The 26,215-nt window shown below is 69.5% G+C and carries 21 protein-coding genes, 1 tRNA gene and 1 pseudogene; 14 read left to right on the plus strand and 9 right to left on the minus strand.

The window, feature by feature from the left end:
- Positions 1-121: 121 nt before the first annotated feature.
- A tRNA-Gly gene (locus tag AC5DRG_RS18360) sits at positions 122-195 on the plus strand.
- Positions 196-433: 238 nt separating this feature from the next.
- On the opposite strand, the gene AC5DRG_RS18365 is transcribed toward AC5DRG_RS18360, so the two are convergent.
- Positions 434-628 (minus strand): hypothetical protein, encoded by a 195-nt coding sequence (locus AC5DRG_RS18365; RefSeq protein WP_190035304.1) that lies wholly within the window; start codon positions 626-628, stop codon positions 434-436.
- 558 nt (positions 629-1,186) lie between these two features.
- Between AC5DRG_RS18365 and AC5DRG_RS18370 the strand changes: the two genes are divergently transcribed.
- On the plus strand, positions 1,187-2,368 hold the full coding sequence (locus AC5DRG_RS18370; RefSeq protein WP_491811620.1) for an acyltransferase family protein: 1,182 nt from the start codon (positions 1,187-1,189) through the stop codon (positions 2,366-2,368).
- 96 nt (positions 2,369-2,464) lie between these two features.
- On the opposite strand, the gene AC5DRG_RS18375 is transcribed toward AC5DRG_RS18370, so the two are convergent.
- Both AC5DRG_RS18375 and AC5DRG_RS18380 read right to left on the minus strand, forming a co-directional pair.
- A complete protein-coding gene (locus tag AC5DRG_RS18375; protein WP_491811621.1) occupies positions 2,465-2,938 on the minus strand; it encodes an HD domain-containing protein in 474 nt (157 codons plus the stop codon).
- Between the two features lie 73 nt (positions 2,939-3,011).
- A complete protein-coding gene (locus AC5DRG_RS18380) occupies positions 3,012-4,199 on the minus strand; it encodes a PP2C family protein-serine/threonine phosphatase (RefSeq protein WP_491811622.1) in 1,188 nt (395 codons plus the stop codon).
- A gap of 164 nt (positions 4,200-4,363) precedes the next feature.
- Here AC5DRG_RS18380 and AC5DRG_RS18385 point away from each other — a divergent pair, with 164 nt between their 5' ends.
- Positions 4,364-5,608, plus strand: coding sequence for a GNAT family N-acetyltransferase (locus tag AC5DRG_RS18385; RefSeq protein ID WP_491811623.1), 1,245 nt, complete (start codon positions 4,364-4,366; stop codon positions 5,606-5,608).
- A gap of 37 nt (positions 5,609-5,645) precedes the next feature.
- Here AC5DRG_RS18385 and AC5DRG_RS18390 read toward each other — a convergent pair whose 3' ends face one another.
- The gene (locus AC5DRG_RS18390) at positions 5,646-6,455 is read right to left on the minus strand and encodes an Fpg/Nei family DNA glycosylase (RefSeq protein ID WP_491811624.1); all 810 of its coding nucleotides are present in this window, start codon (positions 6,453-6,455) and stop codon (positions 5,646-5,648) included.
- Between the two features lie 102 nt (positions 6,456-6,557).
- Complete coding sequence (locus tag AC5DRG_RS18395) at positions 6,558-7,043, minus strand: ribose-5-phosphate isomerase (RefSeq protein WP_491811625.1); 486 nt, start codon at positions 7,041-7,043, stop codon at positions 6,558-6,560.
- Positions 7,044-7,257: 214 nt separating this feature from the next.
- Here AC5DRG_RS18395 and AC5DRG_RS18400 point away from each other — a divergent pair, with 214 nt between their 5' ends.
- On the plus strand, positions 7,258-8,679 hold the full coding sequence (locus AC5DRG_RS18400) for an amino acid permease (RefSeq protein ID WP_491811626.1): 1,422 nt from the start codon (positions 7,258-7,260) through the stop codon (positions 8,677-8,679).
- A gap of 72 nt (positions 8,680-8,751) precedes the next feature.
- Here the strand turns inward: AC5DRG_RS18400 and AC5DRG_RS18405 are convergent, their stop codons facing one another.
- The gene (locus AC5DRG_RS18405; protein ID WP_491813075.1) at positions 8,752-9,915 is read right to left on the minus strand and encodes a serine/threonine kinase C-terminal domain-containing protein; all 1,164 of its coding nucleotides are present in this window, start codon (positions 9,913-9,915) and stop codon (positions 8,752-8,754) included.
- A 1,875-nt stretch (positions 9,916-11,790) separates the two neighbouring features.
- Positions 11,791-12,555, minus strand: a pseudogene (locus AC5DRG_RS18410) (serine/threonine-protein kinase); the annotation flags it as partial.
- Between the two features lie 196 nt (positions 12,556-12,751).
- On the opposite strand from AC5DRG_RS18410, the gene AC5DRG_RS18415 reads away from it, so the two are divergent.
- Complete coding sequence (locus tag AC5DRG_RS18415; RefSeq protein WP_491811627.1) at positions 12,752-13,480, plus strand: LPXTG cell wall anchor domain-containing protein; 729 nt, start codon at positions 12,752-12,754, stop codon at positions 13,478-13,480.
- Between the two features lie 79 nt (positions 13,481-13,559).
- Here the strand turns inward: AC5DRG_RS18415 and AC5DRG_RS18420 are convergent, their stop codons facing one another.
- On the minus strand, positions 13,560-14,135 hold the full coding sequence (locus AC5DRG_RS18420; protein WP_491811628.1) for a biotin transporter BioY: 576 nt from the start codon (positions 14,133-14,135) through the stop codon (positions 13,560-13,562).
- A gap of 449 nt (positions 14,136-14,584) precedes the next feature.
- Between AC5DRG_RS18420 and AC5DRG_RS18425 the strand changes: the two genes are divergently transcribed.
- The 7 genes from AC5DRG_RS18425 (at position 14,585) to AC5DRG_RS18455 (ending at position 21,464) form a co-directional block, all read left to right on the plus strand.
- The gene (locus tag AC5DRG_RS18425; RefSeq protein WP_491813077.1) at positions 14,585-15,808 is read left to right on the plus strand and encodes an ROK family protein; all 1,224 of its coding nucleotides are present in this window, start codon (positions 14,585-14,587) and stop codon (positions 15,806-15,808) included.
- Between the two features lie 218 nt (positions 15,809-16,026).
- Positions 16,027-17,094, plus strand: coding sequence for an ABC transporter substrate-binding protein (locus AC5DRG_RS18430; protein WP_491811629.1), 1,068 nt, complete (start codon positions 16,027-16,029; stop codon positions 17,092-17,094).
- Positions 17,091-17,939 carry an ABC transporter permease gene (locus tag AC5DRG_RS18435; RefSeq protein WP_491811630.1) on the plus strand — a complete coding sequence of 283 codons (849 nt, stop codon included), beginning with the start codon at positions 17,091-17,093 and terminating at the stop codon, positions 17,937-17,939. The genes AC5DRG_RS18430 and AC5DRG_RS18435 overlap by 4 nt, the downstream gene beginning before the upstream one ends.
- The gene (locus AC5DRG_RS18440; RefSeq protein WP_491811631.1) at positions 17,915-18,646 is read left to right on the plus strand and encodes an ABC transporter ATP-binding protein; all 732 of its coding nucleotides are present in this window, start codon (positions 17,915-17,917) and stop codon (positions 18,644-18,646) included. Before AC5DRG_RS18435 ends, AC5DRG_RS18440 begins: the two co-directional genes overlap by 25 nt.
- Positions 18,647-18,819: 173 nt before the next feature.
- A complete protein-coding gene (locus AC5DRG_RS18445) occupies positions 18,820-20,154 on the plus strand; it encodes an LLM class flavin-dependent oxidoreductase (RefSeq protein WP_491811632.1) in 1,335 nt (444 codons plus the stop codon).
- 69 nt (positions 20,155-20,223) lie between these two features.
- Positions 20,224-21,117 (plus strand): TauD/TfdA dioxygenase family protein, encoded by an 894-nt coding sequence (locus AC5DRG_RS18450; RefSeq protein WP_491811633.1) that lies wholly within the window; start codon positions 20,224-20,226, stop codon positions 21,115-21,117.
- Positions 21,118-21,248: 131 nt separating this feature from the next.
- Positions 21,249-21,464 carry a hypothetical protein gene (locus AC5DRG_RS18455; RefSeq protein WP_491811634.1) on the plus strand — a complete coding sequence of 72 codons (216 nt, stop codon included), beginning with the start codon at positions 21,249-21,251 and terminating at the stop codon, positions 21,462-21,464.
- Positions 21,465-21,471: 7 nt separating this feature from the next.
- Here AC5DRG_RS18455 and AC5DRG_RS18460 read toward each other — a convergent pair whose 3' ends face one another.
- On the minus strand, positions 21,472-22,143 hold the full coding sequence (locus AC5DRG_RS18460; RefSeq protein WP_491811635.1) for a mycothiol-dependent nitroreductase Rv2466c family protein: 672 nt from the start codon (positions 22,141-22,143) through the stop codon (positions 21,472-21,474).
- Between the two features lie 157 nt (positions 22,144-22,300).
- On the opposite strand from AC5DRG_RS18460, the gene pepN reads away from it, so the two are divergent.
- Both pepN and AC5DRG_RS18470 read left to right on the plus strand, forming a co-directional pair.
- On the plus strand, positions 22,301-24,886 hold the full coding sequence (pepN, locus tag AC5DRG_RS18465) for an aminopeptidase N (RefSeq protein WP_491811636.1): 2,586 nt from the start codon (positions 22,301-22,303) through the stop codon (positions 24,884-24,886).
- Between the two features lie 229 nt (positions 24,887-25,115).
- Entirely contained in the window at positions 25,116-26,153 is a 1,038-nt protein-coding gene (locus tag AC5DRG_RS18470) for a hypothetical protein (protein WP_491811637.1), read from the plus strand.
- The last annotated feature ends 62 nt before the right edge of the window (positions 26,154-26,215 follow it).

A 26,215-nucleotide genomic window follows, 5' to 3' on the forward strand; every position in this document is an offset into this window, starting at 1 on the left:
CCGCATTTCACGAGCGCGCGTGCGGGCGGCGGGGCGACCACGAGTGGGGTGTGCGGTCACGCCGCACGACCCGCTACGATGCCTTGTGTGCCGGGGTCACCTGACCTGCGGCGCGCCTTGTGCGGGCGTAGCTCAATGGTAGAGCCCTAGTCTTCCAAACTAGCTACGCGGGTTCGATTCCCGTCGCCCGCTCCATACGAATCAGGGCCAGGCCAGAGGCAGTCAGCACTCCTCCGCCTGGCCCTGAGTCGCTTCCGGGGACGCTGCTCGGGGAGGGGCCGAAGCCGACGCGAGCGCGGCAGCCCGCCCCGGCGATCCAACCGAGTCCCCTGCGGATTGACCCGGGCGCATTCGCTCGCGCAAAAGTCCACCACCGGGCCAGAAATGCCGGATTTGCGCATTTCTGGCCTCGACGGGCATCACGCTCGGACGGTCAGAACTGGATCGAGTTGATCGTCTCGGCTATCGAGTTGAGGAAGCGCTGGATGTCGTCGGCCATGCCGGTCGAGGCCAGGAAGAAGCCGAAGAGCACCGCGACGACCGCGGGGCCGGCCTTGATCGATCCTCCCCGGATCAACACCACCAGGATGATCGCCAACAGCAGCACCACTGACAACGAAATGGCCACAACTGATCACTCACCCTCGGTCGGTCCGCTCTCCCGGCCCGGAGGCGCGACCCCGCGCACCCCCGCCAGAACCATCGTGCCACCAACGAGGCCCCCGTATGCGGCCGGTGACGCATCATCGGCCACAGCCGTACGGGATCTTTGCCGTCCGAGGCGCCTCCGAGGCGCCCGCGCGTGGTACCGCACAGGAATTCGACGCCGCACCCACACAGGTTATTCACGACGATTGTTTCCGTCTCCACACATCGCGCTCGCAGCTAATTCGAATTGTTGTCACAGGCGCGAAATAGAGCAATGAAGCGGACATTTCGCCAGAGTCGCCCGCTGGTCTTATGCACCATTTAGTCGGGATGAAGCACGACAATCCGGGCGAAGGTGAGGCGGGATCGAAGTGTGCTTGCCGTCACGCCATAACCATGTCGACTTACGGGAAATGGCGGGTACCCGCAGCGGATGAACAGTAAATTCGCCGCCGGTTTTACGGAAACCCACAGGAAACGCTAGGGTGCCTCAGATGTTCTACGCTGCCTCGTCCCCCGAGTGTGCAGCGAGGTTCCTGTGACGAACTCGCTACACCAGCAAGGCCACAACCGAGCGCCACTCCCCCCGGCACCCTCGCCGGCGGACGGAGTGCCGAGTCCGCGCTCCCCGCAGAACAGACAGCAACACCAGCACCAAGAGGGTGGGCAACAGCCCCCTAAACAGCGCGACGCCTTCTTCGACAACGCCAAGTACCTGGCGATCGTGCTCGTCGCCGCGGCCCACGCCTGGGAGCCGCTGAAGGGCGACAGCCGCATCCTCGAAGGCCTGTACATGGTCGTGTACGCCTTCCACATGCCGGCGTTCATCATCATCTCCGGCTACTTCTCCCGCGGTTTCGACATGCGCGCCGACCGGCTCAGGCGCCTGGTCACCGGCGTCCTCGTGCCGTACGTCGTCTTCGAGGTCGCCTACAACCTCTTCGCCCGCTGGGGCAACGACGACCCGGGCCACGGGATCAGCCTGCTCGACCCCTGGTACCTCACCTGGTTCCTGCTGGCGCTCTTCATCTGGCGTATGACGACTCCCCTGTGGAAGGCGGTGCGTTGGCCGCTACCGCTCGCGCTCGCCGTCGCCATGTTCGGGTCCGTCGCGCCGGAGCTCGGCGACGACCTGGACATCCAGCGGGTCCTGCAGTTCCTGCCGTACTTCGTGCTGGGCCTGTGCCTGAAGCCCGAGCACTTCCAGCTGGTGCGCCGCCGCGAGGTGCGGATCCTGTCCGTGCCCGTGTTCGCCGCCGCGCTGGCCTTCGGCTGGTGGGCGGTGCCCCGGATGAACACCGGGTGGTTCTACCACCGCGCCGCGGCCCAGGAGTTGGGCAACCCGGCGTGGGTCGGGCCCGTGATGGTGCTCGCCCTGTTCGGCTGCTCGCTGGTGCTGACTGCCTGTTTCTACGCGTGGGTGCCGCGCCGCAAGATGTGGTTCACGGCACTCGGCGCGGGCACGCTGTACGGCTACCTGCTGCACGGCTTCCTGATCAAGGCCGGTGACTTCTACGGCTGGTTCGACCACGCCTGGCTGCACCGCCCCCTCGGCGAGATCTTCGTGACCGTCCTCGCGGCCACCGCCGTGACGCTCCTGTGCACCGCTCCGGTGCGGCGCGTCTTCCGGTTCGCGATGGAACCCGAGATGCGGTGGGCCTTCAAACGGGACGCCGCGGAACTGGCCCGAGATCGCGAGAAGGTCCGCGCCCAGGCCTAGGGCCTGTCCGGCGGATCATGCCGCAGACGCGGGGCTTGCCTGCGCTGGTTTGGCGCCGTTGCTTTCCTGCGACCTGATCCGCCGGACAGACCCTAGTCACCGATCGGAATCACGATTCAGACCGAGAAGTGCGCGCATCCGTGCGTACTTCTCGGTCAGTCGTGTGCGGGTGGGCTCGTCGAGGCGTGCGAGGCGCGCCGGGTCCGCGTTGTGCGCCAGGTCCGCCTCCTTGACCAACAACGCGCCGGGCGTGGCGAGTACGCGCCCCGCATACACCTCGGGCGCCTCTCCGGCCCGCTTGGTGACCGCCAGCACGATGTCCTTCGTACGACGACTCAGCGCGGCCTCGTCGAGCCATCGCTCGGACAGCGCGTCGTCCTCGACGGCGTCGTGCAGCCAGGCCGCCGCGATCTGCTCGTCATCACCACCACGCGCGCGTACGCCCTCGGCGACGGCGAAAAGATGCTCGGCGTAGGGCCGCCCCGCCTTGTCGGTCTGCCCCTGGTGGGCGGCGCGGGCGATGGCCTCTACTTCGGCCAGGGGCAAGGGGGTTCGGGGGGTGCCGGTCATGACTGTGGGCCTCCTGAGGGCAGCTTGGCAGCGCCGGTCCAGGCATTTCCAGCGCGCCCACACCAACACCGGTTCAGCGGGCGGCAGCCTGCGCGGCAGCCGTAGGACCTTCTCGGCACACCAGCAGCAGCGCCCTGTCGTCGTTGACGTCCTTCGCCACCGCCTCGATGAGATGCCACGCGGCGCCGTGGAAGCCGCCGGCGACATACCGGTCGGCCTCTCCGGTGAGGCGGTCGATGCCCTCGACGATGTCCCGGTCTGACGTCTCCACAAGGCCGTCGGTGAACAGCATCAGGACGTCACCGGGACGCAGGGAGCCCTTCACGGGGTCGAACTGGGCACCGTCGTACACCCCCAACAACGGCCCCTCCGCGGCCTTCTCCTCCCAGCGGCCGCTGCCCGCGCTGAGCTGGAGGCCCGGCGGGTGTCCGGCGGAGAAGAGCTCGTAGTCGCCGGAGTCGAGGTCGAGGACGAGGTGGATCGAGGTCGCGAAGCCCTCGTCCCAGTCCTGGCGGAGGAGATAGCCGTTGGCGGCCGGGAGGAAGGCGTGCGGGGGCAGGGAGCCGAGGAGTCCGCCGAAGGCGCCCGACAACAGCAAGGCCCGGGAGCCCGCGTCCATGCCCTTGCCGGAGACGTCCGTGAGGACGACCTCCATCGTGCGGCCACCGTTCGTACGGGCCGCGACAACGAAGTCGCCCGAGAAGGACTGGCCGCCGGCCGGCCGCAGCGCCATCTCGCGGTGCCAGCCGATCGGCAGCTTGGGCAACTTGCTCTGGACGCGAATGCGTTCGCGCAGGTCGAAGAGCATGGTGCCGCCGCGCCGCCAGGGCACGCCCACGCGGCTGCGGAACTGGGCGATCAGCAGGCCGAAGAAGCCGCAGGCGGCGACGACCAGGACCACGCCGGGTGTGACGCGGGAGGGGCCCTCCGTGTACGGGCCCAGCCGGACCGACTCCACGATCAGCGCGGTCGCCGCGGCCGCGTACAGGCCGAGCAGGCTCGCCGGGCGCAGCAGGATGCCGCCCGCGACGATCGGGAGGACCAGCGCGGCCGGTGAACACCACACCGAGTTGGCGAGTGTCGTGGCCGCGATCAGCGGGACGGTGAGGAGCAGACCGGCCAGCGCGACCCAGTCCGAACCGTCCCCCCGGAAGTAGTCCACGGCGCTTCTGCGCATGCCGGTGCGGGCCCGGTGAACCAGCTTTTTCAACCGGGCCGTGAACGTCTCGGCCTCCGCGCGCCGCTCTCGTGCTGCTGCCATTAGTTCGGGACCCTATCCATCCGACCAGCTCCTTGGCACGGGAGGTCCCACTTGTCCCCCGTCCGAGCGCTCAACCTCACAGTGAACTTCACCGAAAGCCATCGCGCTGCCACCCGAAGAAAATTCCCTCGCTCGTCCCGCATTGAGCCTGGTAGTCATGATTCATGGGGACTGACTCTGGAACGACCGTCCTGCGGGCACTGCGGCCGGACGAATGGGACATGTGGTACGACAACCTGGTTCGCGCCTTCGGTGGGGTCCCGGATTCGTCCGAAGAGCGGGAGTTGGATCACGCGCTCACCGAGATCGACCGCTCCATCGGGGTCTGGGACGGTGACGCGTGCGTCGGGACGACGGGCGCGTACAGCTTCCGCCTGACAGTACCCGGCGGCGCCCAGGTGCCCACCGCGGGCGTCACGATGGTCGGCGTCTCACCCACGCACCGCAGACGAGGCATCCTCACGTCGATGATGCGGCGGCAGTTGGACGACGTACGGTCCTGGGGCTGGCCGCTCGCGGCGCTGACGGCGTCCGAGCCCGTGATCTACGGGCGGTTCGGGTACGGCATCGCGACGCACGCGGTCGGTCTCGACATCGACACGAGTCGCGTACGGCTCTCCGTGCCGCCCGGCACCGACGACGTACGGCTGCGGTACGCCGATCCGGCCGACGTGCTCGACGCGTGCGAGGCGGTGTACGCGCGCGAAGTGCCGCTGCGACCGGGCATGTTGGCTCGCCGGCCCGGCTGGGAGCGGTACATGCTGCTCGACCCGGAGAGTGACCGGGAGGGGGCGTCGCCGCTGCAGTGCGTGGTCGCGGAGCGGGACGGGGAGGTCGTCGGGTTCGCGCGCTACCACGTCAAGCCCAAGTGGGAGGCGGGCGTTTCCAAGGGCACGGTCGAGTTGCGGGACACGCACGCGCTCGACGCGGCGGCGCACGCCGCGCTGTGGCGGTTCCTGTTCGAGCTCGATCTCACGTCGAGGCTGACCGCGCGCGGGCGGCCGGTGGACGAGCCGTGGCAGCACATGGTGTCCAACATCAGGCACTGCTCGCTGCGGGTGCGGGACGGGCTGCACGTACGCCTTGTGGACGTCGGGGCGGCGTTGGAGGCGCGGACCTATCAGGCGCCGGTGGACGTGGTGTTGGAGGTCGAGGACGCCTTCTGCCCCTGGAACGCGGGCCGTTGGCGGTTGACGGGCGACGCGAAGGGCGCGTCCTGCGGGCGTACGGAGGATGCGGCCGATCTCGCCTTGTCCGTACGGGAGTTGGGAGCGGCGTACCTCGGTGGAGTGACCCTGGCCTCGCTCGGCGCGGCCGGGCGGGTGCGGGAGCTGCGGCAGGGGGCGCTGACGGAGGCGTCGGTGGGGTTCGCGTCGACGGTGGCACCGTGGCTGCCGCACGGCTTCTAGCAGTCCGCGACAGCCTTTGACGGCCTCTGGTGGCTGGTCACTTGGCCTGACAGGTGGGGCACCAGAACAGATTGCGGGCGGCAAGATCGGCGGTGCGGATCGCGCCGCCACAGATGTGGCAGGGGAGGTTGGCCCTGCGGTAGACGTAGACCTCGCCACCGTGGTCGTCGACGCGCGGCGGGCGGTTCATCGCCTCCGGGGTGTGTTCCGGGCGGACGGTGTCGATGCGGTTGTGGCGGACGCCCTCGCGCATCAGGGCGACGAGGTCCGTCCAGATCGCGTCCCACTCGGCCGGGGTGATGTCCTTGCCGAGGCGGTACGGGTCGATGCCGTGCCGGAACAGGACCTCGGCGCGGTAGACGTTGCCGACGCCGGCGATGACCTTCTGGTCCATCAGCAGGGCGGCGATGGTCGTACGGCTGCGGGAGACGCGAGCGTAGGCCGGGAGCGGGTCCTCGTCGGGGCGGAGGGGGTCCGGGCCCAGGCGGTCGTGTATCTGGGCCTTCTCGACGTCCGTGATCAGGGCACAGGTGGTGGGGCCGCGGAGATCGACGTACGACGTGCTGTTCGCGAGGCGGAGCCTGACCGTGTCCGTGGGTGGGGGCGCCGGGGCGTCCCCGAAGTTCACCTTGCCGAAGAGACCGAGGTGGACGTGGACCCAGTCGCCGTCTCGGAAGCCGAGGAAGAGGTGTTTGCCGTGGGCATCCGCAGTGTGCAGCACGGTTCCGTCGAGGAGAGCCGCGGCGTCGGCGAACTTCCCCTGGGGGCTGGTGACTTGCGCGGGCCGACCGGAGAAGCGGGCAGCATAATCCAGCGCGAGCCGGTGAATAGTGTGCCCTTCTGGCACGTACCGATTTCCTTTCCCACCCACCCGTCCGTCTCGGTCACTTGACGGGCGGGAGTCGAAAGACCCGGGAGCACCTGCCCCCCGGGTCTCCGCCAAATCCTGCTACTGCTGCGGGTGGTGTGCCGGGATCGGCGGCAAGTCGCCCGTCGTCTCGTACCCCGCCAGCATCTCGATCCGGCGAATGTGACGCTCATCACCGGAGAACGGCGTGTTGAGGAAGGTCTCGACGAACTTCGTCGCCTCCTCCTCGGTGTGCATCCGCGCACCCACCGCGACGACGTTCGCGTTGTTGTGCTGTCGCCCGAGCGACGCGGTCTCCTCGCTCCAGGCGAGGGCCGCCCGTACGCCCTTGACCTTGTTCGCGGCGATCTGCTCGCCGTTGCCGGAGCCGCCGATCACGATGCCGAGGGAGTCGGGGTCCGCGGCCGCCTTCTCCGCGGCGCGGAGGCAGAAGGGCGGGTAGTCGTCCTGGGCGTCGTAGATGAGCGGGCCGCAGTCCACGGGGTCGTGGCCGGCCTCCTTGAGCCACTCGACGAGGTGGTTCTTGAGTTCGAAGCCCGCATGGTCGGAGCCGAGATACACGCGCATGGTCCGAGTGTGACATGTCTGTTTCGGGGCAGCAGGCCGGGGGGCCACCTGGGAAAAGGGACCGCAACGCTGCACAACCTCAGGAAAACCTCAAGTAACGATCCAGAATCAAAGGTTCAATAATTCCTTTGCCTCAGATTCACTGGACCGACTCGTACGGCGCCCCAACCGCCGCTACGGGAGGAAGTGCACCCGGCGCAAAGGAATTCCCCCCATGAGTGGCCTCCAGGCAGGGCTCAAGAACCGGCATCTGACGATGATCGCCATCGGCGGTGTCATCGGTGCCGGTCTGTTCGTCGGATCCAGTTCCGGCATCGCCACCGCAGGACCCGGCATCCTTCTCTCCTACGCGCTCGTCGGCACGCTCGTGGTGCTGGTGATGCGCATGCTCGGCGAGATGTCCGCCGCGAACCCCACGTCCGGCTCCTTCTCAGCGCACGCCGACCGCGCGCTCGGCCGCTGGGCCGGCTTCTCCATCGGCTGGCTCTACTGGTTCTTCTGGGTCGTCGTGCTCGCCGTCGAGGCGACCGCCGGCGCCAAGATCCTCGAAGGGTGGATTCCCGCCGTACCGCAGTGGGGCTGGGCGCTCATCGTGATGGTGGTGCTGACCGCGACGAACCTCGTCTCCGTCGGCTCGTACGGCGAGTTCGAGTTCTGGTTCGCCGGGATCAAGGTCGTGGCGATCGGCGCGTTCATCGTCATCGGCGCGCTGGCCGTCTTCGGCGTACTGCCGGGCGTCGACGCCGACAAGGCGGGCCTGTCCAACCTCACCGACGGCGGCGGCTTCCTGCCCAACGGGCCCGGCGCCATCCTCACCGGTGTGCTGCTCGTCGTCTTCTCCTTCATGGGCAGCGAGATCGCGACGCTGGCGGCCGGCGAGTCCGAGGACCCGCAGCGGGCCGTCACCAAGTCCACCAACAGCATCATCTGGCGTATCGCCGTCTTCTACCTCGGCTCGATCTTCATCGTCGTGACCCTGCTGCCGTGGAACGACCCCTCGATCGCGGAGAAGGGCTCCTACGTCGCCGCCCTCGACTCCCTCGGCATCGCGCACGCCGGTCAGATCATGAACTTCATCGTGCTGACCTCGGTGCTGTCCTGCCTCAACTCCGGGCTCTACACGGCCTCCCGCATGGCCTTCTCGCTCGGCGAGCGGGGCGACGCGCCCAAGGCGTTCGCGCGGACCACGTCCCGTGGTGTGCCGCTCGCGGCGATCGTCGCGTCGGTCGTGTTCGGGTTCGTGGCCGTGTTCTTCAACTACAAGTTCCCGGACTCGGTCTTCCTCTTCCTCGTCAACTCCTCCGGTGCGGTCGCCCTGTTCGTCTGGCTGGTGATCTGCTTCTCGCAGTTGCGGATGCGGAAGATCATCCAGCGGGAGTCGCCGGAGAAGCTGGTCGTGAAGATGTGGCTGTACCCCTATCTCACCTGGGCGACGGCCGCGCTGATCGTCTTCGTCCTCAGCTACATGCTGACCGACACCGAGCACGACGGGCGCGAGACCGTGCTGCTCTCGTTGCTGGTCGCGGCGGTTGTGCTGACGATCGCTCTGGTGAAGGAGAAGGTGACCGGCGGTCGTAGGGCCGCGGCGGTGCCGGTGACGGACGACGAGGCGACGGCCAAGGTGTCCGCCGGCTGAGTCCGTGCACGAAGGCATGACGTGAGGGAGCCCCGTATCTCGGGGCTCCCTCTTGTTCTGCCGGTGGCGCGCTCACATCACGGTGAAGCTGTCCTTCACCTTGCCGTAGGTCTTGAGCGCCTGCGCCTCGATGTCCGGCTGGTACCAGGTGTTGACCTGGTACGACTTGCCGTGCGCGTCGAAGCCGAGGAGCTGGGCGTGCCAGGCCACGTTGTTCAGGGTGAAGGTGTACTCCCAGACGACCGCCGGGTTGCCGCGGAACTTCGTCTCCTCCAGGCGGATCAGCTGGTAGTCCTTGCCGTCGCGGGCGTTCCGCTCCGAGGTGCGCCAGGACTCCATCAGGTTGCCGCGGGCCAGCGTGGACTTGGCCACCAGCTCCTGCTTGCCGTTCGGGGAGGTGTAGTGGATCTCCGAGCCGGTCTTCACGTCCCGCCGCCAGCCCGTGGGCGTGGCCCACGCGAACCCGCCGGCCTCCTGGTGCGCACCCGGCGGGATGCTGGGCGGCCTGGCCGTGCCCTCGACGGTGGGCGACGGGGTGGCGCTCGGGGTGTTCGAGGGGGCGGACGAGGCGGACGTCGAGGGACCGGCCTGGTTGTCGCCCGACGACCCTGAATTCGCCGCGAGCACGATCGCGACCACGGCACCGGCGGTCACCACCCCTATCGCGGCGAGGAGAAGCGCCCGGCGCCGGGCGCGCCGGTGGGTGGACGGCAGGGCGGGGCCGGGCAGTTCACCGGGGGGCATCGAGAGGGGGTGCGGTCCGAGCCCCGGCCGGTGCTCCTCGGTCACCGCCTGGGCACGCGCGAGGGAGATGCCGCCTCGACGGGGGCCGTTGCCCGCGGAGTTGGCGGAGTTGGCGGCGGACGCCTGTGGGAGAGGTCGGCTGGGCAACTTGGACGGCGTCTCGGAACCGGCCTCCGACCGCAGCTCGGAGACTGCTTCGGCGGAGGGGGTGGAGGCGGCGGCGGTTGTGAAGGTGGGGGTGGGCGTGGGAGGGGGCGTGGGAGTGGGGTCAGGCGTGGGGGCCTCGACTCCGGGGGTGTCCTGGGTCGGGGGGCGGTCGCCGGTGGCGGGTCGCTCGTCAGCGGCGGGTTGCGCGTCGGTGACCGGTCGGTCTCCGGTGACCGGCGGCTCTTCGTCGACCGGGGCCGGGTGTTGGGGTCGTACCGGTACCGCGTCCTCTATGACCTCCGGCTCCCGCGGATCACGGACCGCCCGCGCAGGCGGCGCCTCCACGAAGGCGGGGGTGGGCCACTCCCTCGGGGCCCATGGGAGGGGAGGGGTTGGTGATTCGGGTGACCTCGGGGTGGCTGGGGATTCGGGAGTGGGGGCGGGAGTTGGGCCGGACGCGGGGCCAGTAGTGGTGCCCGGAGCGGGGCCGGGGTGCACGCTCGGGGCGTGTGGGGATACGGGGTCGGGGGCGGGGGCGGGCCCAGATCCGGGGGCGTGGCCGGGAGTTCGGTCCGACTCGGCGCCGGGAGCCTGTTCCGGCGCGACTCCGGACGCGGGGTCGGGACCAGCCTCGGATCCAGAAGCGTGGCCAGGTGTGAGGCCGGAGGCCTGACCCGACGCGACTCCGAACACGGAGCCGGGAGCGGCTTCGGATCCAGAAGCGTGGCCGGGCGTGGGATCGAAGACCTGCCCCGACGCGGCTCCGGACGCGGGAGCGGGCGTAGGCCCAGGAGTGTGGCCGGACTGGGGGCCCGGCGCAGGTTCGGGCACGGAGCCGGCGACGGGCTCGGAAGTAGCGCCTGGGGCGGAAATAACGCCGGTGTCAGGTACAGATCCCGACGCAGGTCCGGACCCACGCTGCACCCCGGGTCCATGCCGGACCCCGAACGCAGACTGCGAGCCGGAGGCGGGCTCGGAAGTAGCGCTGGGGCCAGGTACAGATCCCGGCGCGGGTCCGGACCCACGCTGCCCCCCGGATCCATGCCGAACCCCGGACGCAGACTGCGAGCCGGAGGCGGGCTCGGGGAATGGCGCGGGCTGAGAGCCCGGCGCCCATTCGGAGGCGGCCACAGGATGAGAACCGGAGGCTGCTTGAGAACCCAGCGCTGTCTGAGACGCGTCCCCCGCCCGCGAACCGGACTCCGACTCGGCGGCAGATCCAGGTGGGGACCCCAGCCCCATCCCAGAACCGGACCCGGCCTGAGAACCACCCCCCTCTTGAGACACAGCGCCCGCCTGCGAACCGAACGTCGGCTCAGTGGCGGACGCCGGCTGGGACCCAGGCCCGGCGGTGGCCTGAGACCCGCCCACCGCCTGCGCACCAGGCACCGCCTCGGACGCACCCATCGCCCTCTCCGCCTCGGGCCCGCGATCGGGCGCCGCTGACGACGACCGACCCGGCTCTGACCCACCGGCAGATCCTTGCGCGGCCGACGACCGATTCAGGTCGACCCCGCCGGCAGATCCCGGCGCCGCAGACGACCGGCCCAAGTCAGGGCGGCCCACGTCTCCTTGCTCCGGCGCCGGCTCCCCGGCGCCCTGGCCGCCCTCCGAACCCTGTACCGGCGACGGCTGCCCGCCGCCTCGCCTGTTGCCAAGGCTCGGCGTGGCGAAGCGCTCCTCGCGGGCCGGACCGGTGTCAGCACTCGGGCCGACCGACGACTGCCCAACAGCGGGACCGCCACCTGACCCCGGGGCGGCCGAACGTGACCCAGCAGCCGCTCCCCCACCAGAGCCCGGCGAAGCCGAACCCGGCCCGCCAGCCTCTCCGGCTCCCGAGCCCGGTGCAGCCGAAGGCGGCCCAACAGCGGGTCCGCCACCAGAGCCCGGGGCGGCCGAACTTGGCCCAGCAGCCGCTCCCCCACCAGGACCCGACGAAGCCGAACCCGGCCCGCCAGCCTCTCTGGCACTCGGGCCCGCCGCAGCCGAACGCGGCCCAACAGCCGCTCCCCCGCCGAAGCCCGGCGCAGCCGAACCCGGCCCCCCGACAGGACCGCGCCCGACCCCTGCCTCAGCCCCTCGTCCCTCGCCGACCTCAGCCTCGGCTCCCCCGCCAGGCTGCCGCCCCTGCCCGGCCCCCGTCCCCGGTTCGCCCTCTTCCCCCCGTACCGCAATCGTCGATGCGTGCCTCGGGAAGGCGATCGGTTTCAGGGAGCTCTCCAGGTCCTCCAGGCTGGGGCGGGCCGAGGGTTCCTTCTCCAGGATCGCGGCCAGGATGTCGCGCAACGGGCCGCCTGTGGAGGGGAGTTCGGGCTCCTCGTAGAGCACCGCGTGCAACGTGGCCAGCGTGGTGTCCCTGGAGAATGGGGAGCGGCCGCCCAGGGCCGCGCAGAGGGTCGCGCCGAGGGACCAGACGTCGGACGGCGGGCCCTGCGGGCGGCCGGAGACGCGTTCGGGGGCCATGTAGTCGGGCGAGCCGACCAGCATGCCGACCATGGTGAGCGCCTTGGCGTCCTGGATCGCGGCGATGCCGAAGTCCGTCAGCACGACCCGTCGCCCACCGGCCTCGACGAGCACGTTCCCCGGTTTGATGTCGCGGTGCAGAACTCCCCCCGCATGCACCTGACGGAGTGCCGCCACCAGGCCCAGTCCGATCTGTGCCGTCTCGCGCGGGCCGAGCGGCCCCTCCTCCACCATGAGCCGTTCCAGGGAGCGGCCGGCGACCAACTCCATGACGATCCACAGGTGTTCGCCCTCGTCCACGACGTCGTACACCCGCACGACGTTGGGATGGTCGATCCGGGCGGTGGCCCTGGCCTCGCGCAGGGTGCGTTCACGGCGCGTGCGGGTGTCCTCCGCGTCGAGGCCGTCGATGCGCATCTCCTTGACGGCGACCTGCCGGTCGAGTATCTCGTCGGCGGCTCGCCACACCCGCCCCATTCCCCCCTGCCCAATACTTTCGACAAGCCGATAACGGCCCGTCACCAACAACCCGGGAACTCCGCCGCTCCTCGTATTCCCCGGCAATCCACTACACCCCCCTCAGGCTCCTTAACCACCTTCAATGACTGCCCAATTGAAACACGATGGTCACACTTCGTGCCGTACCAGCATAGTGCGGAGAAATCTTGTGGTACCTCTTCAAGTACTGCGAATTCAGGCGCAGCCAAGGGGGACGAACATGAGTTCTCGTCGTACGACGACCATCGCGGGATCGCTGGTTGCAGCATCCTTCTCGGCAGTGATGATCCTTCCGTTCACCGCCGCCGGCGCGGATGACCAGGGACCCGGAAGCAGCAAGGGGGGCAAGGCCGTTGACGAGGCACCGGCGGGGGTGGAGCTGAAGACCGAACTCCCGGAGACGATCTCCGTCGACAACAGCTCGCAGGAGACGGCGATTACCGCCACAGTCAAGAACGAAGGGACCAAGGACAGCGGAGAGATCAGGCTTTTGGTCGTCGGATTCGACGGCCTTACGGTCAAGAACGTACAGGGCTGTTCAGCGATCGCCGAAAGCGATCTACCTGAGGGATCGAACAGCGGTTACGCCTGTGCCATCGACAATCTCGCGGCCGGAAAGTCGAAGTCCTACGACGTCGACGCGACATTCGATCTGAGCAAGACGGGGAAGATCTGCCTTCCCGTCCAGACCGCGGACGGCAAGAAGACGTACTGGCAGCAGGGCCCGGTGCCATTCGGTACGACGAACCCGTCGCCGAACGCTCCGGCCACACCGCTGCTGCTGGGCACCGACAACACTCCGGTGGGGCCCGGCGGTGACGAACTGCCGAAGACCGGGGTCGGCCGTGATGTCCTGCCACTGGGGGCGGCCGGTGCGGCGCTCCTCACCGCGGGGGCGGCCGGGCTGTGGTGGTCGCAGCGGCGGCCGAGGCCGCGTCAGGAAGCCTGAGCGACCACGGCAACACGACAGCAAGACACGACAGCCGGGGTGCGGCGTACCGCACCCCGGCTGTCTCCTTGCCTCTTGCCTATTTGACGAACTTCCAGGCCGTGGGCAGCACGCCCATCGCCAGCGCGGCCTTCAGCGCGTCGCCGATCAGGAACGGCGTGAGGCCGGCCGCGATCGCGGCGCTCGCCGAGAGGTCGGCGCTCAGGGCCAGGTACGGGACGCCGATCGCGTAGATGATCGCCTCACCCAGCAGCATCGTGCCCGCCATGCGCAGCACGGAGCGGTCGGCACCGCGGCGGGCCAGGGCACCGACGGCCAGGGAGGCGAGCATCATGCCGACGATGTAGCCGAAGGAGGCACCGGCGCCGGATGTACCGCCGGCGAACCACGGCATACCGGCGAGGCCGGCCAGCGCGTACACGACGAGCGACAGGAAGCCGCGGCCGGCGCCGAGAGCCGTGCCGACGAGCAGCGCGGCGAAGGTCTGCCCGGTCACCGGCACCGGCGAGCCGGGCACGGGAACGGCGATCTGCGCGGCGAGCCCGGTGAGCGCGGCGCCGCCGAGCACGAGGGCCGCGTCCCGGACGCGGGAGGCGGGGATCAGGTCGGCGAGGACCTGCCCGGCGCGGGCGGAAGTGGCGGCGGCGGTGCTCATGGGGACTCCGCGGAGAGAGTGGGCAGTGAGGGACACCGTGACGCTATCCCGGGCCGGTTGACCCGAACACCGTCAGCGACCGACAAAGGGGAGACCGGACGCATGGTGGGCTCCGGACAAAGGATGGGGGTTACACCCGGTACGGCGTGATGCCGGTCACTGTGGTGGAGTGGTTTTGCGTACGGGGACGAGGTGGGCGGCATCTGTAGGTTCCCGCCAAACAAGCCGGCCCTCGCGCGCGGCCCCGTCTCGCCCGTCGGTCATGGTCTGGGCAGCGGTGGACCGTTTTGCTAGCTTCGAGCGCATGGTTGCCCAGGCCCTGAACTTCTCGTCGCGTCGCCATGTCGACCTGCGACGCGTGGGCGCGGCCGCCTGTCGCCCCCTCGGCTGAGGCGGCTCCGGCGCGCCTCACCTCCCGAGACGGCGCAGTGTCGGACCCGTTCCCGAGGATGATCGCCATGGGCGCACCCGCTCTTTCCCCCTCCCCTCCCCTCATATCCCGATCCCCCGTACCGCGTGCCGCCGACAGCGACCGGCGCCGCACCAGCGCCAGCGTCGTGCTGCGGTCCGTACTGGAGCACGGGCCGGTGGCGCGCAGCACGATCGCCCGGCTGACCGGGCTGTCCCCGGCGTCGGTGACGGACTACTGCGCCCGGTTCGCCGAGCTCGGGCTGATCCGTGAGGCCGCGGTGCCTCGCCGTTCCAAAGGGGTGGGGCGTCCGCACGTGCCCGTCGATCTGGACGACTCGCGGTTCGTGGTGGGCGGGGTCCATGTGGCCGTGCCGTACACCACGGTCGCGCTGCTCGATCTGCGCGGGCGGGTGGTGGCGGAGCGGCGGCTGACGCACCAACACACCGATCCCGACCGGGTGTTGGGGCGGGCGGCCGACGGGCTGACGGCGCTGCTCGCCGAGGCACCCGGACGTCGGCCGCTGGGTGTCGGCGTGGCCGTCGGTGGCTGGGTGGACCGGGACTCCGGGACCGTCGTCGAGCATCCGCTGCTTGACTGGCGGGACGTGGCGGTGGGTGAGGTGATCGGCGCGCGCACCGGGCTGCCGGTCCATGTGGACGGGCACGCACGGGCGTTGGTGAACGGGGAGCGGTTGTTCGGGCGGGTCCGGGGCAGCCGTAGCGTGCTGCATCTGTTCGCCGGCAATGTCGTCGACGCGGCGTTCGCGACCAACGACGAGGTGCACCACGGGCCTCGGTCCCAGGCCGGGGCGATCGCCCATCTGCCCCTGCGTGGTGGCACCGAGGCGTGCGACTGCGGCCGAGTCGGCTGCCTCCAGGCCGAGTTGAGCGAACTGACGCTGTGCCGACGGGCCCGTGCGGCAGGCGTCATCGACGGTACGAATCCGATGCGGGTGCTCGACGCGGCGGCGAACGGGGATTTGGTGGCCCTGCGGCTGCTGCTGGAGCGGGCGCGGATGGTGGGGCGGGCGGCGGGGTTGCTGCTTGACGTGCTCAATCCTGAGACCGTCGTCGTCACGGAGTTGGGTGTCATTCACCGGGAGGACTGTCTCAGCGCGTTGCGCGAGGGGGTCGGTGACGAGCGCGCGGTTTCCGTCGTGCCGACGAGTTTCCCGGATTCCGTACTTGCCGTGGCCGGCGGTTCGGTGGCGCTCGACGTGCTCTACCGGGATCCGCTGACCGCCTCACCTGAGGCTATTTAATTCAGAAACTCCGAATGTTGACAGGAGGGGCGCTTGACCAGGAACATCCTGCTCATGAGCCTGTTCGTGAGCTGTCGCACCCTTTGTTGCTGACACGTTGCCGCGTGTGAAGCGCTCATTTCTCCCTGCGTACATTGCGTGAATTCCCTTTCCCCTGGCATGCCTTGTGGGCTGAATTCCGCATGCTTTCCTGCCTTCTGAACTCACGGAGTCCTCCCATGCCTTCTTCTCCCGTGTCGGGTGTCGACCGACGGCTCTTCCTCACCTCCCTGCTGGGCGCCGCGGCCGGTGTCGCCGGACTGAGCGGCTGCGCCGAGAGCAGCGCCGCCACCACCTCCAAGGGCGCCTCGACCGCCCCGCTGGCCGACAAGGTTCCGGCCGGTACGAGTCTGAAGATCGCCTCGTACCAGAACGTGCAGCAACTCCAGTTCAAGCTGGCCAAGTTGGGCGAGCTGCCCTTCGAGGTCAGCAGCTGGGCGAACATCGGCGCCGGGCCCGACGTCATCAACGCCTTCCGCGCCAAGTCCCTGGACGTCGCCAACAACGCGGGCATCCCGCCGATCCAGGCGCACTACCAGGGCTACGACGCGAAGATCGTCGCGATCAACATCACCCGCAAGCCCAACTACCTCTTCGCCACCAAGCCCGGCAGCGACATCGAGTCGGTCGCGGACTTCAAGGGCAAGAAGCTCGCGTTCTCGCAGGGGCAGGCGCAAGGGGTCGTACTCCTGCGGGCGTTGAAGAAGGCCGGGCTCGCGTACGACGACGTGAAGCTGGTCCCGCTGACCAGCAACCAGTTCCTCACCGCCCTGCAGTCGGGCCAGGTCGACATCGCGCCGCTCGCCAACCAGCAGTCGCCCGCCTATCTGGCGCAGTACGCGTCCAAGGGCGCCCGCGCCATCACCACCGACGTCGTCGACCTGCTCAACCTGCTGTGGGCGCCGGCCTCCGTGCTGAACGACTCCGCGAAAGCGGCCGCGGTCGCCGCGTACGTCCCGTACTGGGCCAAGGGGCAGGTGTGGCAGTACGAGCACCCCGACACCTGGAACGAGGAGTTCTACGTCAAGACGCAGAACCTGACTCTCGCGCAGGCGCAGTCGATCACCGAGCTCGCCAACAAGCCGCTGTTCCCGCCGAGTTGGGAGGAAGCGGTCAAGTGGGAGCAGGAGACCGCCGATCTGCTGGCGGAGGGCGGCTTCGTGAAGGAGTTCAAGGTCGACTCGCTCTTCGACCGGCGCTTCGAGGGCATCGCGGCGAAGGCCGTACCGGCGGAGTACCGGAAGTGACCGCCGTGACCACGACCGCCGCCGTCACATCCGTTGCCGCCGCCGAGGAACTCCCCCAGGTCCGCAGGCGTCGGCGTCTCTCCCCCGGCAAGCGTCTGCCCGCCGCCCGGCTCATCGGCCCGGTCCTCTTCCTCGCCCTGTGGGCCGCCGCCTCCGCCGCCGGGCAGCTCGACCCGGCCGCGATCCCGGCGCCCTGGACGGTGGTGGAGACCGCCGGCCATCTGTGGACCGACGGGACGCTGCCGACCGACATCCTGACCTCGCTGCAGCGGGCCGCGACCGGGTTCGCGATCGGACTGACCGCGGGGATCGTCCTCGCGCTCGCCTCCGGGCTCAGCCGGGTCGGCGAGGCGCTGATCGACGGGACGGTGCAGCTCAATCGGTCCATCCCGACGCTCGGTCTGATCCCGCTGTTCATCCTCTGGCTGGGCATCGGCGAGACCTTCAAGGTCGCGATCATCGCGATCGTCGTCTACATCCCGATCTACCTCAACACGCATTCCGCGCTGTCCGGCATCGACCACCGGTTCGTCGAACTCGCCGAAGTCCAGTGCCTGTCCAGGTTCGCCTTCATCCGGCAGATCGTCATCCCCGGTGCCCTGCCCGGATTCTTCGTGGGACTCCGGCTCGGGGTGACCGGCTCCTGGCTGGGTCTGGTCGTCCTGGAGCAGATCAACGCCACCAGCGGACTCGGCTACATGATGTTCCAGGCCCAGAACTACGGCCAGAGCGACGTCATCCTCGTGGGGCTCCTGATCTACGGCGTCTTCGGCCTGGTGTCCGACAGCACGGTCCGTATCGTCGAACGGAGGGTGCTGTCATGGCGCCGCACGCTGAGCAGCTGACCACAACCCGGCCTACGGTCCAACTCCGGGGGCTCACACGGTCGTTCGACGGACGTACCGTCCTCGACGGCATCGACCTCGACCTGCCGGCCGGGCAGTTCACGGCCCTCCTCGGGCACAGCGGCTCCGGCAAGAGCACGCTGCTGCGGGCCATCGCGGGGCTCGACCACGAGGTGGCGGGGAGTGGTCAACTCACCGCCCCCGAGCGGGTGTCCGTGGTCTTCCAGGACTCGCGGCTGCTGCCCTGGCGGCGGGTGCTGGACAACGTACTGCTGGGGAGCGAGGGCAAAGAGGCCGCCGAGAGGGGGCGTGAGGCTCTTGCCGAGGTCGGCCTCGCCGGGCGCGAGCGGGCCTGGCCGAGCGAGCTGTCCGGGGGTGAGGCTCAGCGGGCGGCTCTGGCACGGTCGTTGGTTCGGGAGCCTGAACTGCTGTTGGCCGATGAGCCGTTCGGGGCGCTTGATGCTCTTACGCGGATCAAGATGCATGCCCTGTTGCGGGAGCTGTGGGAGCGGCATCGGCCGGCGGTGCTGCTTGTCACCCATGACGTGGACGAGGCGATTGTGCTTGCCGATCGGGTGCTTGTGCTCGAAGAGGGGCGGATCGGGCTTGATCTGGCCATCGAGCGGGATGTGCGGGATGTGCAGGCGCACGGCGAGTATCGGTTGCGGTTGCTGAAGGCGCTGGGCGTTACGCCGGATGCGCGGTGACCGTCGGTTGGGGTGACCGTCCCCTGGGGGCTGCGCCCCCAGACCCCCGCTTCGGCCCTTAAGGGGCCTCGTCCTCAAACGCCGGACGGGCTGGGATTGCCTGGACCGGCGCTGAAAACCACCGCCAGACGGGCTGAGTTGCACACCCCTCATTTATAAGCAAAGGACCTGGCATGCCCCGGCACCTCCACCTCAACGCCTTCCTCATGAACACCGGCCACCACGAAGCCTCCTGGCGGCTCCCCGAGAGCGACCCCTACGCCCACGTCGAACTCGACCACTACATACGCCTCGCCCGGATCGCGGAGCGCGGCACCTTCGACTCCCTCTTCCTTGCCGACGGACCGCAGTTGTGGGGCAACCTGGCCCAGCGCCCCGCCGGCGCCCTGGAGCCGCTCACCCTGCTCACCGCGCTGGCGACGGCGACCCGGCACATCGGTCTGATCGCGACCGCCTCCACCTCCTACAACTCCCCCTACAACCTGGCCCGCAAGTTCGCCTCGCTCGACATCATCAGCGGCGGCCGGGCGGGCTGGAACATCGTCACCACGGCGGGTGCGGAGGCCGCCCGTAACTTCGGTCTCGACGCCGAACCCGCCCACGCCGACCGGTACGCCCGTGCCGCCGAGTTCCTGGACGTGGCCCTCAAGCTCTGGGACAGCTGGGAGGACGACGCCATCGTCGCCGACAAGGCGGCCGGCGTCTGGGGCGACGACGCCAAGATCCACCCACCTCGGCACCAGGGGACGTACTTCAGTGTCGAGGGTGCCCTCAACGTCCCCCGCACGCCCCAGGGTTACCCGCTTCTGGTGCAGGCGGGATCGAGCGAGGACGGCAAGCTCTTCGCGGCCCGTTACGCGGAGGCGGTGTTCACCGCCCAGCAGACCATCGAGGACGCGCAGGCCTTCTACGCCGACCTCAAGTCCCGTACGGTCGCGGCCGGTCGGGACCCCGACCATATCAAGGTGCTGCCCGGCATCGTCCCGGTGCTCGGCTCCACGGAGGCCGAGGCGCTGGCGAACGAGCAGGTCCTGGAGGACCACATCGTGTACGCGCACGGTGTGGAACGGCTGGAGGGTCTTCTCCAACTGCCCGCCGGAACACTGGAGTTGGACTCCCAGCTGCCAGCGGATCTCCCGCCCGAGAGCGCCATCGAGGGCGCCAAGAGCCGCTACACGCTCATCGTCGAACTGGGCCGGCGCGAACGCCTCACCGTGCGGCAGCTGATCGGGCGGCTCGGCGGCGGGCGCGGGCATCTCACCTTCGCCGGTACGCCCGAGCAGGTCGCGGGCGCGATCGAGACCTGGTTCACCCAGGGTGCCGCCGACGGCTTCAACATCATGCCCGCGGTCCTGCCGTCCGGCCTCGACGCCTTCGTCGACCACGTCGTCCCGATCCTGCGCACCCGCGGTCTGCTCCGCAGGGGATACGGGCCGCGCCAGACCCTCCGGGAGAGATACGGCCTCCCGCGCCCCGCCAACCAGTACGTCACCCCCGCACTCGTCTGACATCTGAAATCCGGCATCAGAAATCCGGCATCTGCTATCTGAAATCTGACGTCTGAAAGGACCCCGCACATGTCCGAGATCACCATCCGCAAGGTCACCGGGAACATCGGCGCCCAGGTCGGCGGCGTCGACATCGCCAAGCCGCTCGACGAGGAGACGGTCACCGCCCTCCGTGAGGCCCTCAACGTCCACAAGGCGCTCGTCTTCGACGACGTGCACCTCGACGACGAGGGCCAGCAGGCCTTCGCCCGCCACTTCGGCGACCTCACCACCGCCCACCCGACGGTGCCCGCCGTCGCGGACGCCCCGAACGTCCTCCCCGTCGACAGCGAGCAGGGCCGCGCCAACCACTGGCACACGGACGTCACCTTCGTCCTCAACCCGCCCCAGGCCAGCACCCTGCGCAGCATCACGATCCCGCCGTACGGCGGCGAGACCCTGATCGCCAGTTCGGCGGCCGCCTACCGCGACCTGCCCGAGCCCCTGCGTCACCTCGCCGACACCCTGTGGGCCGAGCACACCAACGACTACGACTACGCCGTACCGGAGGAGGACGTGGACCCCGAACGGGCCGCCCAGCGCGCCCAGTTCACGTCCATCAAGTACCGCACCGCCCACCCCGTCGTCCGAGTCCACCCGTTGACCGGCGAACGCGGCCTGTTCATCGGCGGGTTCGCCCAGCGGATCGTCGGTCTGTCGGTGGGCGAGTCCCGCAAGATCCTCGACCTGCTCCAGGCGTACGTCACCCGCCCGGAGAACGTCCTGCGCCACCGCTGGTCCCCCAACCAGCTCGTCCTCTTCGACAACCGCATCACCCAGCACTACGCCATCGACAACTACGACGCCCAGCCGCGCCGCCTCCACCGCGTGACCGTCGCCGGAGACGTCCCGATCGGCATCGAGGGCAAGGAGAGCTACTCGATCGAGGGGGACGCGTCGCACTACACACCCGTAGCGGCGTAACCCCTTGCCTGCCGAAAGGCCCTCGTGTGACACACGCGGGGGCCTTTTCAGGCGGAAAGAAAGCAGACCCCCGCGAGGACACGACTCGCGGGGGTCTGCCGGTATGGGAGGTTCCAGGGCACAGTTACGGGATGGCTGCGACCAAGGCGCTGTACTGCGCCACATGCAGGGGCGACAAACCCCACAAGCCGCTGAACCAGGCCGAGCGGGTCTGGCTGAGGAACAACAGTGGCGAAAAGTACGTGGACGGCTACTTCCTCTGCACCGAGGAAGGGTGCCGGCACCCGCGTACGACGTTCAAGAAGAGGCCCTTCGCCGACGGGTTCCGGGTCCCCGACCTGGACTGAGACCGTCCTACAGGTTGCTGAAGTCCGGCCCCTTCGTGCGCGTGCGCTTGAGTTCGTAGAAGCCGGGGACCGAGGCGACCGCCACCGTGCCGTCCCAGAGCTTCGCCGCGTCCTCGCCCTTGGGGGTCGGGGTGACGACCGGGCCGAAGAAGGCGATCTGTTCGCCGTCGGCGCCGGGGACGGCGATGACGGGGGTGCCGACCTCCTGGCCGACCTTCTCGATGCCCTCCTTGTGGGAGGCGCGCAGCTCCGCCTCGAACTCGAAGTCGTCCTGGTCGGCGTAGTCGATCAGGTCGGCGGGCAGGCCGACGTCGGCCAGGGCGCCGATGATCGCCTCGACGGTCGGGCCCTCGCCCTGGTTGTGGATGCGGGTACCGAGGGCGGTGTAGAGGGGGCCGAGGATGTCCGCGCCGTGCTTCTGCGCGGCCGCCGTCACCACGCGCACCGGCTTCCACGCCTTGGTCGCGAGCATGTCCCGGTACTCCTCGGGAAGCTCGTCGATCCGGTCCTCGTTGAGCACGGCCAGGCTCATGATGTGCCAGCGGACCTCTATGTCGCGGACCTTCTCCACCTCCAGCACCCACCTGGACGTCATCCAGGCCCAGGGGCACAGCGGGTCGAACCAGAAGTCGACGGGGGTCTTCGCGGAGGTGCTCGCAACAAGGGGTGTCTCGGGCATGGCGCTCCTAAGAAATGGCGTCTTTACGGCAGGAATGGCGTCCCTTCAGCGGCAACACCGACCGCGCCCCATCCCATTCCCGCTGTCCGGGGTCAGGGGCGCATGGCAGGATCGGTGATGTTCACAGCTGCCCAAGACATGACGAGGAAGTGCCCCCGTGCCCGGTGAGAATCTGTCCCGCGACGAGGCCCGGGAGCGGGCCGCCCTGCTGTCCGTAGACGGGTACGAGGTCTCCCTCGACCTGCGGTCCGCGGTGGGCGACGCGGACGGCGAGGGGCCGCGGACGTTCCGTTCCGTGACGACGATCCGCTTCCGCTGCGCCGAGCCGGGCGCGGCGAGCTTCGCGGACCTGATCGCACCGGCCGTCACCGCGCTCTCGCTGAACGGCAAGGACCTCGACCCGGGGGCGGTCTTCGACGGCTCCCGGATCCTCCTGGAGGACCTGGCCGCCGACAACGAGCTGATCGTCGACGCCCAGTGCGCCTACTCCCGCACCGGCGAAGGCATGCACCGCTTCGTCGACCCCGAGGACGGCGAGGTCTACCTCTACACGCAGTACGAGCCGGCCGACTCCCGCCGCGTCTTCGCCAACTTCGAGCAGCCCGACCTCAAGGCCCCCTTCCGCTTCGAGGTGCGGGCCCCCGAGGGCTGGGTCGTGTGGAGCAACGGCGCGGGCGAACTGACCGACGGCGTATGGAAGTTCGCGGAGACGAAGCCGATCTCGACGTACATCACCTGTGTGACGGCAGGCCCGTACCACTACGTGACGGACTCCTACTCCCGCACCTTCGCCGACGGTACGACGCTGGAGATCCCCCTCGGAGCCCTGTGCCGCAAGGGCCTCGCGCCCTACTTCGACTCCGACGACGTCTTCCTGGTCACCAAGCAGGGCCTGGACTTCTTCCACGACCACTTCGACTACCCGTACCCCTTCGGGAAGTACGACCAGGCGTTCGTGCCCGAGTACAACCTCGGCGCGATGGAGAACCCGGGACTGGTCACCTTCCGCGAGGAGTTCATCTTCCGCGGCAAGGTCACGCGGTCCTCGTACGAGGGCCGGGCCAACGTCATCCTGCACGAGATGGCCCACATGTGGTTCGGCGACCTCGTCACCATGGTGTGGTGGGACGACCTGTGGCTCAAGGAGTCCTTCGCCGACTTCATGGGCACGTTCGCGAACGTCGGCGCGACCCGCTTCAAGGACGCCTGGATCACCTTCGCCAACCGCCGCAAGGCCTGGGCCTACCGCGCCGACCAGCTCCCCTCCACCCACCCCATCACCGCCGACATCCGCGACCTCCAGGACGCCAAGCTCAACTTCGACGGCATCACGTACGCCAAGGGGGCCTCGGTTCTCAAGCAGTTGGTGGCGTACGTCGGTGAGGACGCGTTCCTCGAAGGCGCGCGGCGCTACTTCAAGCGGAACGCGTACGGCAATACGCGGCTGGGTGACTTGCTGTCGGTCCTTGAGGAGACCAGCGGGCGCGACATGGGCACGTGGGCGCGGGCCTGGCTGCAGACGGCCGGGGTCAACTCCCTTACTCCGTATGTGATGTTGAGCGCGGAGGGCCGGATCACTGAACTGGCGGTGCTCCAGGAGGCCGCCGAGTCGCATCCCGAGCTGCGGCCGCACCGGGTTGCCGTGGGCCTCTACCGGCGGGCTGCGGGCGGGGAGTTGGAGCGGTACGCGCGGGCCGAGGTGGACGTCGACGGTGCGCGGACGGTCGTGGCGGAGCTGGCGGGAGCCGAGGAGCCTGAGCTCGTTCTGGTCAACGACGACGATCTGACGTACTGCAAGATCCGTTTCGACGCGGGGTCGTTGGAGACGCTGCGCGGTCATCTCGGTGACATCACCGACCCGCTCGCCCGTGCCCTGTGCTGGTCCGCGCTGTGGAACCTGACGCGGGACGCGCTGATGCCGGCGCGGGACTTCGTGGACCTGGTGCTGAAGTTCGCGGGGCGCGAGTCCGACATCGGGGTGCTGCAGATGCTGCACGCGTGGGCGAACTCGGCGCTCGTCAACTACGCTGCCCCGGAGTGGCGCGAGACGGGCGAACGGCTGCTCGCCGAGGGCGCGTTGAAGGAACTGCGCCTCACCGCGCCGGGCAGCGAGCACCAGCTGGCGTGGGCCCGCTTCTTCGCGACGGTCGCGTCGGGCGAGGCCGACCTGCAACTACTCAAGGGCCTCCTGGAAGGCACGGCGAAGATCGACGGTCTGGACGTCGACCAGGAGCTGCGCTGGTCGTTCCTGGAACCGCTGGCCGCGCACGGTGTCGCCGACGAGGCGACGCTGGCCGCCGAACTGGCCCGCGACGACACGGCCTCCGGCAAGCGCCACCAGGTCCGCTGCCTCGCCGCCCGCCCCTCGGCGGCGGTCAAGGCGCAGGCCTGGGCGCAGGTGGTGGAGTCGGACGCGCTGTCCAACGCGCTGGTAGAGGCGACCATCGCCGGCTTCGAACAGTCCTCGCAGCGGGAGCTGCTCGCGCCGTACGCGGAGAAGTACTTCGCGGCGATCGAGCGGCTGTGGGCGGACCGGTCCATCCAGATCGCCATGGACGTGGTCAGCGGCCTGTTCCCCGCACTCCAGCACTCGCAGGCGACGCTGGACGCGACGGACGCCTGGCTGACGTCCCACGAGGACGCGGCACCGGCGCTGCGCAGGCTGGTCCTTGAGGCGCGGGACGATCTGGCGCGGGGGTTGCGGGGACAGGCGTGTGATGCGGCGGCGGGGCAGGCCGACTGATCACCGGCTGACCTTCGGCTGATCTCCTGCCGACCTCTGGCCCACGCTTGGGTGTTCCGTCACCGTTACGGAATTCAGGCAATAGGAGCCGTAACCCCTGGTCCTCGCCCGTACGGACCAGGGGTTTTCGGCAACCGAACGCCTGTCCTTTAGTGCGGGCTTGTCCGGATTTGTCGACGGGCGTGTAACACCGGTTAAGAGGCCGGTGGGGCGCGGGAAACCCCGGGTCATGAACCACAACACCCCGCTCTCCCCCCGCCCCCTCCGCCACCTCGCCGAGGTGCACCGCCGCGTCCTCACGGCAGCCCAGCTCCGCTCGCACGGCGTCTCCACCACCGAGATCAACGACCAGTGCCGTCCCGGCGGCCCCTGGCAGCAGATCCTCCCCGGCGTCCTCCTGCTCCACCCCGGCCCACCCACCAGCGAGGAACGACTGCACGCGGTCCTGATGTACGCGGCACGCGAGACGACCCCCGCGGTCCCGTCCCAGCCGAGCGCGAACGAGCCCCACCGCCCGACGTACACGGAAACCATGATCACGGGCCTGGCCGCCCTCACCCTCCACGGCTTCACGTCCGCTCCCCCGCTGATGTCCCTGGAGCGCATCGACGTCCTCGTCCCTCGCCTGCGCCGGCTCCGCGCGACGGGCTGCGCGCGCATCGTCCGTACGGCCGCGCTCCCCACCCCGCAGCAGGTCACGGGCCTCCCGGTCGCACCGGTGCCACGCGCCCTCGCCGACGCGGTGGCGGACCTCTCGGACGCGGGCGCGGTGCGTCGGCTACTCACCGAGGCGGTACGGGGCGGCCACTGTGAACCGGCCGCGGTGGTACGGGAGTTGAGCAACGCGAAATTGCTCGGCCGCCCGCACGTGGTGGACGCGGTCGACTCCCTACTGGCGGAGGGCCGCGCGATCGCGGAGGACCGCCTGTACCGGATGGTCCAGGAGCACGGCCTGCCGGACCCGGTGTGGAACGTAGATCTCCGCCTCCCCGGCGGCCCCCACCTGGGCGGCCTGGACGCGTACTGGCCCGAGCAGGCGGTCGCGGTCGAGCTGGACACCCGCGCCCCCCGCCAGGACGAGGACGCCCTCTGGTCCGAGTACGCCCGCAAGCGCGAGCACCTGGAGCGGCTCGGCATCACGGTCGTCCACATCACGCCCAGGAAACTCCGCGACGCGTTCGAGCAGCAGGCAGCGGTGATCCGTACGGCCCTGATGGCATCCGGCGACCGCGAACCGGCGGCGTATGTGGTGGTGCTGCCCCGGTAGTGACGGACGGGGGCGGGCAGCAGGAGGGAGAGGAGGGGCCATCGGGGGTTGCCGGTGGCCCC

Source organism: Streptomyces sp. JLBG701 (genome assembly GCF_058544905.1).